Below are 15,132 nucleotides of genomic sequence, written 5' to 3'. Positions count from 1 at the left end.
GTGTCAATCCGCGGTTCCAGCCATGCGGTGCAGGCCGACCAGGCGGTCGCTGATCAGCAGCAGCACCAGGGTGCCGGCGAGAATGAGGGTGGACAGCGCCGCGAGCGTCGGATCGGGCGCCTCCTCGATATATTGCAGCATGCGGATCGGCAGCGTTTTCGAGCGCACGTCGGTGAGAAAGATCGAGACGGGATAGTTGTCGAACGAAGCCAACAGGCTGAACAGGCCGGAGATCAGGAACGACGGCGCCAGCGCCGGCACCATCACGCGCAGCACGCTGCCGGAATAGGTGCAGCCGAGCGTGCGCGCGGCTTCGATGAGGGTGAAGTCGAAGCGCGAGAGGCCTGCGATCATCGTGCGGGCGACATAGGGCAAGGTCACCACGAGATGGGCCACCAGCAGCGCGCTCCAGGTCGCGGTGAAACCGATCATGCGGAAATACTGCAACAGCGCGATGCCAAGCACCAGGCCGGGCATCATCAGCGGCGACACCAGCAGCGTCCCGACGGCGGTGGCACCTGGCAATTTGCCACGGGCGATGGCGATCGCGGCGAGCGTGCCAGCGACCAGCGACAGCGCCGTCGACAGCAGCGCGATCTGCAGCGACAGCAACAACGACGGCCAGAAGCCGTCGAGCCGGCCGATGCGGCCATACCAGCGCAGCGATGCGCCCGTCAGCGGCAGATCGAACACCGGGGTCGGCGAGAACGACGCGGCGGCGATGACGACGAGCGGCAGCAGCAGGAACAGCGCCAGGCCGATCGCGAGCAGCCAGCAGATGATGATGGCGATGCGCGTCATCATTTCGGCTCCCGCGACAGCCGTGCGCTGAGCGCGACGACGATGACGGCAATCGCGAGCAGCACGACGCCGGCGGCGGCGCCGAAACCGGGCTCGCGCCAGCAAATACGCCTTGGCGATCGTGGTCGCGAGCGTCGGGTATTTCTCGCCGATCAACAGCGTCGGCACCACATAGGCCGACACCGACAGCGAGAACACCAGCGCGACCCCAGCGACGATGCCGGGCAAGGTCAGCGGCAGGATGACGCGAAAGAACACCACGAGCGGAGAAGCGCCGAGCGTCGCCGCTGCCTCGGCACAGCGGCCATCGAGCTGCGCCACCACGGCGTAGATCGGCAGCACCATGAATGGCAGGAAGATGTTGACCGCGCCCACGATCAGCGCCGTCTGGGTGAAGATCATGCGAATCGGATCCTCGATGATGTGGAGCGCGATCAGCGTTTCGTTGATGAGGCCGTCGCTGCGTAGCAGGATGGTCCAGGCAAAGGCCTTGACGATGACGGAAGCCGCCAGCGGCAGGAACAGCGTGGCGAGCAGGATCGAGCGCAGCGCGCCGCGGGCGCGGGCCAGTGCAAACGCGGCCGGGTAGGAGACGAGGAAGGCGATCAGCGTCGTCAGCAGGCCGAGCCGCAGCGAATTCCAGATGACGCCAAGATAATAAGGCGTGCCGAGCAGCCGGACGTAGTGCACCGATGTGACGCCGCCCTTGGCGTCGAGCACGCTGACGCCGAGCAGCAGCGCCAGCGGCAGCACGAACACCAGCGCGATGATCAGCGCCGCGGGCGCGACGAAGCCGACCGCGGCAAGCCGCTCGCGATCCGGCGCTGGCTTGATCATCGGTGCGGGCAACGCGGCGTCGGTCATGGCGAGGCCTCGGCGGCGAAGGCGAAGGTTTCGGTCACCGGCCATGCGAAGCGGACCTCGTCGTGCACGCGCGGCAGCTCGGCCTCGCGCCCCGACAGCTCAGCGAGCAGGCTCGCGCCGGCGCCGGCATCGACATCCACCAGAGTCCGCGAGCCCTGGAACACGACCGAGCGCACGCGGCCGGCGGCCGAGTTGGCGCCATCCATCGCGCCGAGACGCAATTGCTCCGGCCGCGTCGCGACGATCACCGAGGCGCCGGGCTGAAACGCGCCGCGCGCCGACAGACGGCCGACCGGCGTCACGACGTCCACCGTGCCGTCATGCGCGCCGACCACCTGGCCCGCGATGCGCGTCGACAGTCCGACGAAGTTGAGCGCAAACAAGCTCGCAGGCCGGGCATAGAGCTCGCGCGGCTCGGCGAGCTGCTCGATGCGGCCCCTGTTCATGACCGCGACGCGGTCCGACATGGTCAGCGCCTCGTCCTGGTCGTGGGTGACGAAGATCGCGGTCGCCTTGACCTCCTGCAGCAGACGGCGCAGCTCGACCTGCATCTCCTCGCGCAGCTTGCGATCGAGCGCCGACAGCGCCTCATCGAACAGCAGCACGTCGGGCTCGACCGCGATCGCGCGCGCCAGCGCCACGCGCTGCTGCTGGCCGCCGGACAGCGCCGAGATGCGGCGGCCGCCGAGATGGCCGAGCTTGACCAGCGAAAGCGCGCGCTCCACCGCGCGATCGATCTCGGCCTTCGGCGTGCCGCGCACCTTCAGGCCGAAAGCAACGTTGCCGGCGACGGTGAGATGCGGGAACAACGCGTAGCTCTGGAACACGACGCCGACATTGCGTCGATGCGGCGGCACATGGGTGACGTCGCGCCCGGCGAGCGAAATCGTGCCGCTGTCCGGTGGCGCCAGGCCGGCGATGGCACGCAGCAAGGTGGTCTTGCCGCAGCCGGACGGGCCGAGCAGGGTGACCAGCTCGCCGCGTCGGATGGTGAGATCGACGCGATCGAGCACGGTCGCCGCACCGAAGCGCTTGGAGACTCCGCTGATGACGAGATGCGGCGCGGCGGTCATGTCATCTCCTTGCTCCAGCGATCGACCCAGCCGGCGCGGTTCTTGGCGATGAAGGCCCAGTCGGGCGCGAACAGCGAGGCCGGATCCGGATAGCCGGCCGGCAGCGGCGTCGCCTTGCTGGTCGGTGCGATGAAGGCCGTCTTGGCCAGGATGGTCTGCGCATCCGGGCTGAGATAGAAGTCGATCACGGCGTCGGCGAGATCGCCGGCCGGCGCGCCTGCGACCTTGGCGATGCCCGACGGCATCGAGAAGCCGCCATCCCTGGGGATCGCGAGATCGACCGGCGAGCCGTCGGCCTTGCGGATCAAGGTATAGGCCGAGAACTGGCCGCCGATCATCCAGGCCTCGCCCTGCTCCAGCAGATTGATGGCCTGCGGTGCGTTCGTATAGACGTTCAGCAGATTGACCTTCAGGCTCTTGATCTTCTTGAATCCGGCATCGATCTCGTATTGCGCTTCCTTGTAGGGCTTGCCGGTCTCGAGATGCGCGGCGGCGAGCAGCGTCCAGAATCCTTCGGTGTTGGACAACGACGGCACGACGATCTTGGAGTCGTATTTCGCATCCCACAGCTCGGCCCAGCTGCCAGGTGCCGTCTTCATCCGCCTGGTGGAATAGGCGATGCCGACCCACGGCTTCTGGTAGTTGGCCCACATGCCGTCCTGGTGCACCGCGTCGTCGACCAGCTTGCCGAGATTGGGAATCGCCGACGACGACATCCTGGTGATCAGCCCTTCGGCCGCGGCCGGCAGCATCACCGGATCGTCCATGATCACGACGGAGATCTTCGGGCTGGCCTTGTCGGCCTGCATCTTCTGCAGATTGGTCAGCGAGTTCGTCCCCTCGTAGAGCACCTTGCAGTCGAGCTTCTTCTCCAGCACCGGAAACAGATCGGCGTTGAAATATTTGGCGGCACCGGCGGGGCCGCCGATCACGATCTCTTTGGGGGCGGCGCGCACCAGCGCGGGCGCGGCAAGGGTGGCGGCGAAGGCCGCACCGGTTTTCAGGAGGCTGCGGCGGGAGAAGGGGTGCATGAGAGGATCCCGTGTGAGCTGTCGCGTGACGTGTCACGAGGATCAGCAAGCGCCGTGCCAAATGTGCACATTTTTGGATTCATCAACGAGATCATTGCTCTGAGCTCTTCCTCGATCCGCTTCTCGACCGACCTCCTCCCCGGCCGCGAGCATAATGTGCACATTTTTTGGAGGTGACCTGCCGCGGCTTTGGGCCTAGCTACGGAGCATGGCGATGCGAGCGCAGCGAATCGGGAAGGCCAATCCCGCCGAGGACGAGGCGGTGTATCAGGCCATTCTGCGCGCGCTGCTGGAAGGCAAGCTCAAGGCCGGCACCAAGCTCGCCGAGACGCCGCTGGCCGCGGTCTTCGGCGTGTCGCGCGAGCGCATCCGCAAGGTGCTGCACCGGCTCGGCGCCGAGCGGCGGCTGGAGATGATTCCGAACCGCGGCGCGCGGGTGCCGCGGCCGACGCTTGATGATATCAGACGAGTCTATGAGGCGCATCGCGTGCTCGAGGCCGGCGTGCTCAGCCAGCTGGTGCTGCGGGTCGATGATCTCCTGCTCGCCCGGCTCGATGCGCATCTGGCAGAGGAGCACGCGGCGGCGCGGCGCGGTGATCGCGCGACCTCGGTGCGGCTGTCCGGCGCCTTTCATGTCCACCTGGTCGACGCGCTCGGCAATCCGGAATTGTCGCGCATGCTCGGCGACCTGCTCAGCCGCTCCTCGGTGATGGTGTCGGTGTACGAGCCGGCGGCGCAGTCGATCTGCGCGGTCGACGAGCACGGCGCGATCGTCGCGGCGCTACGCGACCGCGACCTGATGCGCGCGATCGCGGTGTCGCGCGAGCACTTCCTGCATGTCGAGGGCCGGCTGCGGCTCGACGAGTGCCCGGCGCCCGACGGCACGGATCTCGCGGCGATCTTTGCGCCGGTCAAGCCACGCCGCAGGGTGCGATCAGGATTGTCCTGACGCTCCTGAGCGTCGGCCGTCACGTCCTCGGCGGGCTGTTCGGCGGCGCGCACCAGGGCAGCGCCATCCGTGGCATGTAGTGGCCGCTCCACGCGCAGACCTCCTCAGGCCCCCTGCGCTTGAGCGCCATCTTGACCGGCTCGGCCTGGCTGATGCCGACATGGAGCGCGAGCAGCGCCGCGCCGATCGGATAGGCGAAGCGGGAGAAGCGCAGGTCCGCCAGATGATCGAGCAGGACCATGCCGGCAATGATGATCAGGGGATCGGTGAAGACGAAGTACTCGACCTTCAGCCCGCGGCGGACACCGAGCGTATCGATGCCGATAGCAGCGAGCATCAGGAGAATGGCCTGGATAGCCGCCTGCCGCTCACCGCGGCGCCAGGCCATGACGACGCCGGGGATGATCAGCCAGGTCAGGAACACCGTGGGCCGCGCCGAAGTTTGCAGCACGAAGGTGTAGCGCCTGATGACCCCGAACAGCCCGGACAACAACAGCCCGATCGCACCGCTCAGGCTACCGGCGGCATCTGGCGCGTCGACAAAGGTGATCATCTTCTCCAGCGGATTGAGCACGACGACGACATCGTTGACGTCGTAGCTCAGATCCAGCGCGAGCAGGCCGATGGCGGCGCCGGCGACCATCGCCAGTAGCGCCGCAACAGTTTCGGCCGCGCTCACGCGCCACAGCCACGCGAAGACGACCATGCAGGCCGCGATCAGGCCGAGCAGCGCGAGCTGATAGACGCCGAAGCGGCCCAACAGCATGGGTTTGAGGCCGGCAGCCGTTGCGTTGACAGGATCGAAGCCGGCGACGATCAGGGGCCAGGCAGCGCTCAGGGCGAGCAGCGCAGCGATCCCGGCGACCAGCACGGCCGCCCAGGCGCGCGGCGATTGCCAGAACGCAACGCTTCGGCTCGTCGCCGTGCCGAACGGCAGCACCAGCACGGGGATCGCGGCGATCAACAGGATCGCATGGACCTTGTTCTCCAGACCGAGCGTGCAGAGCGTGGCGGCGAGCCCGATCGCAAGCGGACGCGCGAGGCTGGCGCGGCGCGCCGCCACGATCAGGATCATCAGCGCGAGAATGCAGAACGACGCCGCCATCATCTCGCTGCGCAGGATGCGCAGATGCATCTGCACGCCGCCGGAGAATACGAAGGCCGTGACGGCGAGCATGGCGATGCGCCAATCGGACACCAGCCGGCGCGCCAGCCAGGCAAAGGCCAGGATGAGGCCCGCCGCCATCAGCAGCGCGGCGACGCGTCCGGCATGGACGGCGCCGGTCATCGCGACATCGAAGGCAGCGTGATCGGCGGGAATCGCCGACAATGTCCAGGCGTCGAGCAGGCCGAGCCGATGCAGCAACGCGAACCAGGTCTCGACCGACAGGATGGTGAGATAGGCCGGGTGATCGAAGAAGGCCTGCGCGCCGCCATCGTTGATGGCGAGCGCGTTGTAGATCATCATGAAGTCCATGTCGGCATTGCGCCAATAGACGGTGAAATAGCCGACGACCAGGAACGACACGAGCGACAGCAGCAGCGCGACCGCGACGCCGCCGTGCCAGCCGAAGCGCGTCAGGCGATCGAAGGCGTCACGAGGCGGATTCGATGTTTTCGTAATCGTTTTCTTCGTCATGCGCGGGCTTGTCCCGCGCATCCACGTCGTCCTTCCTCGGCGAAGGAAGGCGTGGAAGGCTGGGTCAAGCCCGGCCTTGACGACGTAGGTCGATTGGCGAACGATCGGCGCAGCCTCCTCTGAGGCTGGACACCGCGAACTCCCGTCATCCTCAGATCGCCTTGATCTTGAAGAACGCGAACACGACCATCTTGAGCAGCATCCAGCCGTGGCGGAAGCGGGAGATCTGGGTCTCGCCGTAGCTGCGCGCGGCGTAGCGGATCGGCAGGTCGATCGATTTCAGGTTCAGCTTGGAGGCGCCGAAGATCAGGTCGAAATCGCCGAACGGATCGAAATCGCCGAAATAGGCCTTGCCGGCCTTGAGCCTGACATAGTCGCTGCGGCGGAGCACCTTGGTGCCGCAGAGCGTATCGGTGTAGCGCTGGTTCAAGAGCCACGAGAACAGATAGGAGAAGGTCTTGTTGGCGATGAGGTTGAGGAAGCGCATCGCGCCCTCGTCCATCGGATAGACCAGGCGCGAGCCGTTGATGAACTCGCCCTTGCCCGAGCGCAGCGCCTCGAAGAACTTCGGCAACTGCTCCGGCGGCATGGTGAGGTCGGCGTCCAGAATCATCAGCACGTCGCCGCGTGCCGCGTCGAAGGCCGTGAACACCGCGTCGGCCTTGCCCTTGCCGGGCTGCCGCATCAGCTTGATGTCGTGGTCCGGGAACGCCTGGCGCACCCGCTCCATCTCCTCATAGGTGCCGTCCCTGCTGTGGCCCTCGATGAAGATGATCTCGATGTCCGGGCAGAACGCGGCGATGCGCTGCACCGCGGGCTCGATGTTGCCGCGCTCGTTGCGCGCGGGGATCACGACGGTCGCCGAGCGGACGTCGTCGCTCACGCAGCGGAGCGAGCGCGACACCAGATAGTGCCGCAGCGACAAGGCGCGCAGAATCGGGAGCACGCTGAGGAAGCGGTTGGCGAAGCGGCCGAGGCCGTAGAGCCGCAGCGGCGACAGCACGCGCTGCTCGGATTTCACCGGATCGAAATCGGCAAGCTGCGCGAGATTGCGCAGGTCGGCCGGCGACAGCACGTTCTGCTCCGGCTGCGGCATCCGCAGGCCCAGTGCCTCCGCAGCCTTCAGCAGCGGATACCAGAGGTGCGAGAAGTAGCCGATGACGAGGCGCGTCTCGCGCGTGCACAAGGGGTGCAACTGCTCGATGAACTGCTGGCAGTCGTCGAGCGAACCGATGGTGTCGAGCACCAGAATGACGTCGAACGGGCCGGTGGCGGCGGCGAGCGTGGCCGGATCCTCCGCGTCGCCCAGAATGAAGGTCAGCTCAGGATGCCGGCTGCGGGCGATCTTGATCTGCTTTTCGCTGAAGTCGATGCCGACGCCGTAGGACGGCGCGAGCGATGCCAGGGTGTCGCCGAGGCCGCAGCCGATCTCGAGCACGCGACTGCCCGGCGGGATCAGGAAGCGCAGATAGCACGCGTCCTCGCTGTGAAAGAACGCCGCCTTGTCGCGCCAGCCGGCGCGCGCATCGGCGAAATCGTTGGCATGGTCGAGGATGGCTGCCTTGCGCGGTGACAGCGCCTTCGTTGCCGGCGACAGGGTTGCGGCAACCTGCGACCGCTCGCGTTCGTCCTGCCGGACCTGCTCGTCCAACTCCGCCACCTGATACCACCCCTGTTAGGAACTACGTCCTTCTAGGCCAGCCCGGTTGGGCGGAGTCAAGGCGGCGGCAGAGAAGTCCTGCGCTCTGTTGGCATCGTGGCGCCCCCGCTCTGACGCGCGACGGAAACGAGCAGACATCGGCCAGCCACATTGAGGCCGCCGCGATCGTTCGCGCCGCATACCTCCGATCTTTGCATCTCATTCGCGCTCGCAACTAAGCGGGCGCGGGAAGACCGGTGACGCTGGACCGTCGTTGCCAGGTTGGCGCCGGCACCAACGGCTTGAGCGCCCGCGCGCCTGCCTTCGCGGGGCACGGAAGCACCTGACGAGCCCGCAGTCGCGCCCCCTCCTATCAACAGCTGCGCTCACCGTCCGCAGCAGAATTTGTATTTCTTGCCGCTACCGCACGGGCATGGATCATTGCGGCCGACCTTCGCGGTGGCGGCCGCCCGCTTCGGCTGAGTGACGACGGCTCGCGCGTCACCCTCGACGAAGCGCCAGGCGCCGTCGTCGTCGCGGCGAAACTGTGAGACCTCGTGGTGCTCGATGGTCTTGCCGGCCTCGCGATAGGTTGCGACGAAGCTGACGACGCCGTCGGCGTCGCCGGGCTGGCCGCGGACCGACGAGACGATACGCAGGCCGAGCCATGTCGCGCGCGTCGCCCAGGTTCTCGCCGCGGCGGCATCGAACGCGCTGCGACGGTCGGCGGCGAGCGTCGATTCGATGTAGCCGATGTCGCCGCGCGTATAGGCCGTATAGCGCGAGCGCATCAGAGCTTCGGCCGTCGGCGGGCGATCATCACCTTGGAGATAGCGACCGCAACAACGATCGTAGGGAAAGCCTGAGCCGCAGGGACATTGCATGAGACGACGACGGAGCTCCACATTCGAGGTCCTACCATAGCGCGCCGCGAGGCCGAGGCCCCCGCGCGTTCGTCCATTGAACAAGAAGGGCGTCACTTGCGGTTGTGACCGCAAAGACGCAGTTCTCGGTTGGCGATCATCCGATATGTGAACGAGGACCTGGCACCGTTTCGAAACCGGCGAATCCGTGTTAACCATTGGTTAAGAACAAGGGTATTGGGCGCACGGCTGACCGGCCCGGCCCCGCGCGGACCAGAACCTTCCGGGCGCCGCCTCATTACGTGGCGCTTGTGACCGCAAGCCCTCCGCATCATCGGCGGATCAGGGCGCGTGAGACGCCAACGATTTCTTCGCGCGACGCCAGCCCGGCCGCAACAACGAAAGCCCGCTTCGAGGCGGGCCGCTGCTCGATTCCCGATCAAACGTGCACCCGATGCCGGCGCGAGACGCGCTGCGTGCAAACGCAGCGTCGCGCCCATCACCACCGATTGGAGCAGCCCCGATGGCTGATGAGTCCGTAGTCGCATCCATCATTCCCTGGCAGCAGCCGAAGACGGCCAAGCCGCGTCCGAAGCGGGCAAAGGTGGTCAAACCGCGTCCGCGTCCCCGAGCCGACAAGGCGGAGAAGGCCAAGACGGCGGCGCTCGACGACGAGATGCTGGCCTCCGAGACGCTGATCATGCCGGACTTCCTGGAGTTCGTGAACGAGCCGGCGAAGAGCCGGGCGGCGGCCGAGCCGGCACGGACGGAGGCCGCCGCGAGCGCGGCCGCCGCGGCGATCCCCGCAGCAACCGCGCCGACGACAATGACACCGCGGGAAACGCCCGCGGTGATCGAGGGCGAGGTCGTTCCGGCCGCCGCGCCGGTCACTCCGGCCAAGGTCGCACGCGGACGCCTCACCGCCTCGTCGATCCTGCTGCAACTGGCCGCGCTGGCGCTGGCGGCGGTCGGCATGGCCATGAACGGCTGGTTCGCGCATTCGCTCGGCTCGAACAGCACGGCCGGCTGGATGTTTCTCGCGGTCGGGGTGACCGCCGACCTCGTCGCGCTGGTGATGCCGAGCTGCGCCGCGCGGCTGTGGCAGGGGCGCCATCGCGCCTCGGCACTGACCGGCTGGACGGTGTGGCTGATGACCTTCGTGTTCGCGGTCACCGCCGGCATCGGCTTCGCCTCGACCAACATCAGCGACGTCACCTTGGCGCGCGCCTCCCGGGTCACGCCCGCGGTGCAGGCCGCGCAAACGGCGCTTGCGGATGCAATGACCGCGCGCGACCGCGAGTGCAAGGGCGGCGTCGGCAAGTTCTGTCGGGAGCGCGAGGCCGCCGTCGCCGAGCGCCGGCTGGCGCTGGACGCGGCGATGTCCACGGTGAGCCAGACCGCCGATCCGCAAACCGAGGCCGCGATCAAGCTGGTGGCCTGGGTGTCGCGCGGCGTGGTGAAGCCCTCCGCCGAGGACTTCATCATGCTCCGCCTGATCCTGCTGGCGCTGCTGCCGCAGATCGGCGGCATCCTGCTGATGGTCGGGCGGAGGGTATGAGATTTCTTGTCGCCGCCGGCGATTGTTTCGCCGAGGTCGGCTCAGCGCTTGCTGCGGCCGCGTGACCCCTGCGCACGATGCGCGGCGCGCCACGCGCTCTCGAGCACGGGGCGCAGGCAAGCGGCGTCGACATCGGCCAGCGACACGGTGGTCCAGCCCTGATCACCCCATTTGTTCGGGACCCGGCGAAACACGCCGGGTAGCACCCCGGCATGGTGCTCCTGCTCGTCGGGCGTGAGCAGGACGTTGGCGGATGCGCCATCAGCGGCCAGGGTCGCAAATGTCCGGTGCAGCTTGAACGCAGTGCGATCGAAGTGAGGCGCCTCGGTCGTTCCGGCGAGCGACAAAGCGAGCGTACGAAATTCGTCACCGGTCATCTCGACGCGCCTCGTGCGATCATATTCGAACGATATGACTAGCACCGGCCATGGCGGTCCGCCATGCGGGGCGCACTGCCGCCCTGCACGCGAACGTGATGCCCGGCACCCCGGGGCCTTGATGCATGTCAAAACTATACGACGCCGTTTCTATATGGCTTGTCGCAGGATGGATCAGAGGAGAGCAGCCATGCCGGCACAGAGCACGATGCAGGTCTACCTGAACTGGGCCAGGGAGCGCCTCCACGAGATGGATGCCGCGCTGGCGTCACTCGAAATCAAGGCAACCGAGGCCGAAGCGGCATCGAAGGCCAAGGCGCAGGAGATCATGGCGGACCTGAAGAAGCGCCGTGGCGATCTCGAGGCCCTGCTCAAGACGCAAGCCGAAGCCGGCGAAGCCGCGATGGCCAGCGCGAAGACCGAGCTGGACGCGCACTGGGCCGGATTCGAGGCGCAGATGAAGGCCTATTTCGACGCCGCCGGCAAGCAGGCCGCGCAGCAGCAGGCGACCTTCAAGGACATCGCCGCTGCGCAGGCAAAGGCGTGGCGGGAGTCGGCCGACAGGTTTCGCGAGGCGGCGGCCAAGGTGACGACGGTCGGCACCACCGATCTCGACGCCGTGCTGAAGCAGCTCAAATCCGACGCGGCGGAGGCCGGCGCCCATCTCGAGAAGCTGAAGCAGACCGGCAGCGAATCCTGGTCGGTGTTCAGCGCCGCCCTGAACGAATCCCGCAAGGCGTTCGACCAGGCCAACCAGGCGGCCTGGAATGCGTTGAAGGGGCCGGGCGCGAAGAGCTGAGGGCATGCGCTACCGACGATTGCTGCAGCCAACGCTGGTGGCCTGCCCCATCAGCGGCCGATCGGGTCGGACATGCCAGCGATAAGGGCAACGACCGTTAGGGACTGAGTTCAGTTTCCTTTCGGTCCATTTCGTTGCGGCGCTCCGCTGACGCCCGGACTGATCGCGAGCGTGGTGCCCGCGGCACCTCCCGCTTCATAGGCCGCCGTCGACACCATCCGGCTCGTGCTGCGCGCCGACCGCAGCTTCAGATCGAGCTTGTCGAATTCGGCATCGACCACCGAGGTCTTGAGCACGACCAGGCCGCGACCGCTGCTCTGGTTGACCTGGTCCCGGGCCGCCTTCATCGCCACCAGTCGGTCGGCGATCGACACCACCATGCCGAGCGCGAAGGAGGCGTTGGCGAGATGCCGGTCCTGGTGCCGGAACCGGCGGTACTCGGCCGAGGTCTTGAAGCGACCGAGTTCGGCGCGCACGGCGTTGTCGATCAATTCCGCCAGGTAGTGCGCAACCTCGACATCCGCGGGGAGACCGAAGAACACATAGCTCGCTTCGCCGGCCGGATTCTTCTCGCGCCAGACCCGGCAATCGCAGAAATGCGCGATCGCGCCGATGCAGTCGTCGAGCGGAATGCGCTTCTTGCGATGGGTCTCGTAGACCTTGCGCTCGCACGCCGACGCCCGCAGCTCGAGGTCCGACAGCGACAGGTCGTGGCGATCGAGCAGCTCGGCGACCTTGGCGGCCGCGGACAGCGCCTCGTCCTCGGTGCAGCCATTGGCGATTGTCTTCGCGCGCAAAGCCTGAATGCGGGATTTCAGCTTGTCGAGCGCAACAGGATCGGAGGCGGCAGGATCGAACGTCTGGCTCACCGATCACGGCTCATATGAAGCCCCGCTGGGAGGTGGCAGACGGGGGAACTGGCGGAGAGGGAGGGATTCGAACCCCCGATAGGCTTGCACCTATGCCGCATTTCGAGTGCGGTGCATTCAACCACTCTGCCACCTCTCCAGGCGCAAATCAGGGGCGAGCCCCCGGGTCGGGCGTCGTTCTAGGGCACGATGCAGGGGGTGACAAGGCAGCCGGCCGAATTTTTCCCCGGACCGTCGCGCGGCGCGCGCAGGCCGGTTGCGGTCCGCTCGGGGAAGCGAACCGCTCGCGCGGGTCAGTCAGCTATACCGCCCGACCCGCGCGTCCCGAAGGCCCGAGACTGACGCGTGGGCCCTTCGAACACCGTCGACACTGGTGCGCTCCGGTCAGCGGAACAGGTCGAAATGGTAGTTCACGCCGGCCCGCACCGTGTGGATCTTGGCTGCCCGCCAGTCCGGCAGACCGTCGTGCTTGAGGTCGGTGTAGAGATATTCGAGCTTGGCCGACCATTTCGGCAGGAACGCCCATTCGGCACCGCCGCCCGCGGTCCATCCGATCTTCACCTTGTGGATCGGACCGTCCTTCAGCTCGCCGGCCGCGAGGCCCGCAGTGCCGTACAGAAACAGCCGTTGGTCGAGCAGCGTGACGCCGGCGCGGGCGCGGCCGGAGGTCAGCCAGGGCGCACTGATGGCGGGATTGACCAGGTCGCCCTTGCGCGACAGGCCGGTGAAGCCGAGGTCGTTCTCGATGCCGACCACGACGAGCGGCGAGAGCTGGTAGTTGTAGCCGGCCTGCAGACCGCCAATGACCCCGGACAGCTTGCCGCCATTGCCGCTCGCAGCATTGGCGAACCCATCATTGCCGGTGAAGGCACCGCCGACATTGGCGCCGGCATAGAAGCCGGTCCAGGAGAACGGCGCCGGCGCAGCCGCATAGGCCGGCGCCTTGTACGCGGTCGCCGGCAGGTCCGCCGCCTGCGCCCCGCCGCAGGCCAGCGCGGTCACCGCCAGGGCGGCCGGCCAAGATCTCGCGCCTCTGATCGTCATCTGCTCATACTCCGTTTGGGCGCGAGCGCGCCGTCAAAATCCCACCCCATTTGGGATGCCTTCTTATAAAACCGACTAGACGGTTTGTAAATATGGACTGGCATCATGCCGAGGATTTTTTGGTCGTTGCAGGCCGCGATGGCTGGCGGAGGTCGGAAAGGACAAGCAAGAGGGTGGGACCGCCGTACGCTGACACATACCGGCGGTCCCGTGTCGCTACATCTTGGGGAAACCGACGGAAGAGACGGGGGTCAATCCGGCCGGCCTGAGCGACGCCGGCGACCCTGGGCCATCTGCGCGTGCATCGCAATGTGAACCGTTCCTTAACCTAACCAGTCAAGGTTACCGGGTTTTAGGCCATCCGATTGGTTGCACGGCGGTTTTCCGCACGTCTTGGACCGGGGAGGCACCCCCCGCTGCAACGCAGCATCGCTCCCTCCGGGCCGCCGAGAGACACAGTGGTGCGGCCGCGCCGACGCTCAATCCTTCTTCTTGGCCGCCTTCTTGTCGTCGCCCTTCTCGTCCTTCGACTTGTCATCTTTGTCCTTGCGACCGTTCTCCTTGCGACGGTTGGTGAAGCGGGCATTACCCAGCCCGGTGCCGATGGTCAGCACGCCCCAGCGCTCGAACTCCTGCATGAACGGCACCTCGGACAGGCCCTGGACGACGCCGTCATTGTGCATCAGCACCGCGGTGTCGTGATCGCCGATCATCGGGATCGCCTCGACCAGGCTGGCCGGAAGGTTGAACTTGCTGCTCTCCCAATTGCCCGGCAGGTTCTGCGCACCCTTCTCGATCGAGCCGTCCTCGCTGATCACGCCGGGACAGGCAATGCCGATGAACGGCGCGAGCCTGAGCCCCTCGGTATCGGCCTCCTCGATTAGGCCCTTCAGCATCTTGGCGAGCCGCTTGACGGCGCCTTCCCGCGTCGGCTCGTCATCGGCATGGCGCCACAGATCGGACTTCCAGACCGACGCCTTGGACAGGTCCGGCGCCTTCTTCCGGGCGGTCTCGACGACGCCGCAGCGGATATTGGTGCCGCCGATGTCGACCGCGAGGATGCTGTCATGGGCCTCGAAGATCCACGACGGCGCCAGATGCAGCGCGCCGATCAGCCCGGCATCGTCGGGATGGTAGCGGATCGGCTCCAACTCGACGCCGAAGCCCTCGTCCTTGAGGATGATCTCGGTGCGCGCGATGGCGAGCTCGCCGAGCCGGGAATCCCGAAAGCCGCCGCCGACCACGATGCACTCGGTCTTGGCCCAGGCCTTGGTGCGCAGGAAGCGCCGGGTCACATAAGCGAGCTCCTGGGCGAACTCCTCGATCGCGGAGTGCACCACGGCAGAGGCCTCGGTGTCGTCGCCGACCAGGATCGCATCCAGCGCCTTCTTGCTGATGGTCTCGCTGTCCTCGTCGCCGAACGGGTCCTTGTCGGATTTGCGCAACGGCTTGCGCCAGCGCTCGAGGATCTTGCGGAACGCGCCCTTGGAGGCACGGTCACCGAGGAAGCCATCCTCGTCCTTGAGTTCGATGTTGAAGCTGTCGATCTCGACCGACGGCAGCCGCGCCGCGCCGTGGCGGGCGATGCCCGTGGTGGTCATGACGTCGTCGGCCATCGGATCCCTG

Annotated in this window: 13 protein-coding genes and 1 tRNA gene; 3 read left to right on the top strand and 11 right to left on the bottom strand. The window is 66.8% G+C overall.

What is annotated here, in order from left to right; genetic code table 11:
- Positions 1-3: 3 nt before the first annotated feature.
- Genes QX135_RS03350 through QX135_RS03340 form a run of 3 tightly spaced genes read right to left on the bottom strand, consistent with a single transcriptional unit; the run spans position 4 to position 3,769 of the window.
- The gene (locus tag QX135_RS03350; RefSeq protein ID WP_316178905.1) at positions 4-1,665 is read right to left on the bottom strand and encodes an ABC transporter permease subunit; all 1,662 of its coding nucleotides are present in this window, start codon (positions 1,663-1,665) and stop codon (positions 4-6) included.
- Entirely contained in the window at positions 1,662-2,738 is a 1,077-nt protein-coding gene (locus tag QX135_RS03345) for an ABC transporter ATP-binding protein (protein ID WP_316178903.1), read from the bottom strand. Before QX135_RS03345 ends, QX135_RS03350 begins: the two co-directional genes overlap by 4 nt.
- Positions 2,735-3,769 (bottom strand): extracellular solute-binding protein, encoded by a 1,035-nt coding sequence (locus QX135_RS03340; RefSeq protein WP_316178902.1) that lies wholly within the window; start codon positions 3,767-3,769, stop codon positions 2,735-2,737. Before QX135_RS03340 ends, QX135_RS03345 begins: the two co-directional genes overlap by 4 nt.
- Positions 3,770-3,977: 208 nt before the next feature.
- On the opposite strand from QX135_RS03340, the gene QX135_RS03335 reads away from it, so the two are divergent.
- The gene (locus tag QX135_RS03335) at positions 3,978-4,718 is read left to right on the top strand and encodes a GntR family transcriptional regulator (protein WP_316178900.1); all 741 of its coding nucleotides are present in this window, start codon (positions 3,978-3,980) and stop codon (positions 4,716-4,718) included.
- 19 nt (positions 4,719-4,737) lie between these two features.
- On the opposite strand, the gene QX135_RS03330 is transcribed toward QX135_RS03335, so the two are convergent.
- The 3 genes from QX135_RS03330 to QX135_RS03320 form a co-directional block, all read right to left on the bottom strand.
- The gene (locus QX135_RS03330) at positions 4,738-6,357 is read right to left on the bottom strand and encodes a hypothetical protein (RefSeq protein ID WP_316178899.1); all 1,620 of its coding nucleotides are present in this window, start codon (positions 6,355-6,357) and stop codon (positions 4,738-4,740) included.
- Positions 6,358-6,508: 151 nt separating this feature from the next.
- Positions 6,509-8,017 (bottom strand): bifunctional class I SAM-dependent methyltransferase/glycosyltransferase family 2 protein, encoded by a 1,509-nt coding sequence (locus tag QX135_RS03325; protein WP_315740824.1) that lies wholly within the window; start codon positions 8,015-8,017, stop codon positions 6,509-6,511.
- 365 nt (positions 8,018-8,382) lie between these two features.
- Positions 8,383-8,880 carry a YchJ family protein gene (locus tag QX135_RS03320; protein ID WP_315770675.1) on the bottom strand — a complete coding sequence of 166 codons (498 nt, stop codon included), beginning with the start codon at positions 8,878-8,880 and terminating at the stop codon, positions 8,383-8,385.
- A 502-nt stretch (positions 8,881-9,382) separates the two neighbouring features.
- Between QX135_RS03320 and QX135_RS03315 the strand changes: the two genes are divergently transcribed.
- On the top strand, positions 9,383-10,417 hold the full coding sequence (locus QX135_RS03315) for a hypothetical protein (protein ID WP_315770535.1): 1,035 nt from the start codon (positions 9,383-9,385) through the stop codon (positions 10,415-10,417).
- Positions 10,418-10,458: 41 nt separating this feature from the next.
- Here the strand turns inward: QX135_RS03315 and QX135_RS03310 are convergent, their stop codons facing one another.
- Positions 10,459-10,794, bottom strand: a complete 336-nt coding sequence (locus QX135_RS03310) for an MmcQ/YjbR family DNA-binding protein (protein WP_316178896.1) — start codon at positions 10,792-10,794, stop codon at positions 10,459-10,461.
- Between the two features lie 190 nt (positions 10,795-10,984).
- Here QX135_RS03310 and QX135_RS03305 point away from each other — a divergent pair, with 190 nt between their 5' ends.
- Positions 10,985-11,593 (top strand): hypothetical protein, encoded by a 609-nt coding sequence (locus QX135_RS03305; protein WP_315777267.1) that lies wholly within the window; start codon positions 10,985-10,987, stop codon positions 11,591-11,593.
- A gap of 110 nt (positions 11,594-11,703) precedes the next feature.
- Here QX135_RS03305 and QX135_RS03300 read toward each other — a convergent pair whose 3' ends face one another.
- The 4 genes from QX135_RS03300 to QX135_RS03285 all read right to left on the bottom strand — a co-directional run bounded on the left by QX135_RS03300 (position 11,704) and on the right by QX135_RS03285 (position 15,122).
- Positions 11,704-12,462, bottom strand: a complete 759-nt coding sequence (locus tag QX135_RS03300; protein ID WP_315781591.1) for a DUF2786 domain-containing protein — start codon at positions 12,460-12,462, stop codon at positions 11,704-11,706.
- Positions 12,463-12,511: 49 nt separating this feature from the next.
- Positions 12,512-12,601, bottom strand: a tRNA-Ser gene (locus tag QX135_RS03295).
- Between the two features lie 245 nt (positions 12,602-12,846).
- Positions 12,847-13,506, bottom strand: coding sequence for an outer membrane protein (locus QX135_RS03290; RefSeq protein WP_316178892.1), 660 nt, complete (start codon positions 13,504-13,506; stop codon positions 12,847-12,849).
- 479 nt (positions 13,507-13,985) lie between these two features.
- Entirely contained in the window at positions 13,986-15,122 is a 1,137-nt protein-coding gene (locus QX135_RS03285) for an ROK family protein (RefSeq protein WP_316178890.1), read from the bottom strand.
- Between the last annotated feature and the right edge of the window lie 10 nt (positions 15,123-15,132).

Source organism: Bradyrhizobium sp. SZCCHNR1098 (assembly GCF_032489375.1).
In the GTDB taxonomy this organism is placed as follows: domain Bacteria; phylum Pseudomonadota; class Alphaproteobacteria; order Rhizobiales; family Xanthobacteraceae; genus Bradyrhizobium.
The sequence above is the reverse complement of the archived record's forward strand: the minus strand, read 5'-3'. Positions and strand labels throughout refer to the sequence as shown.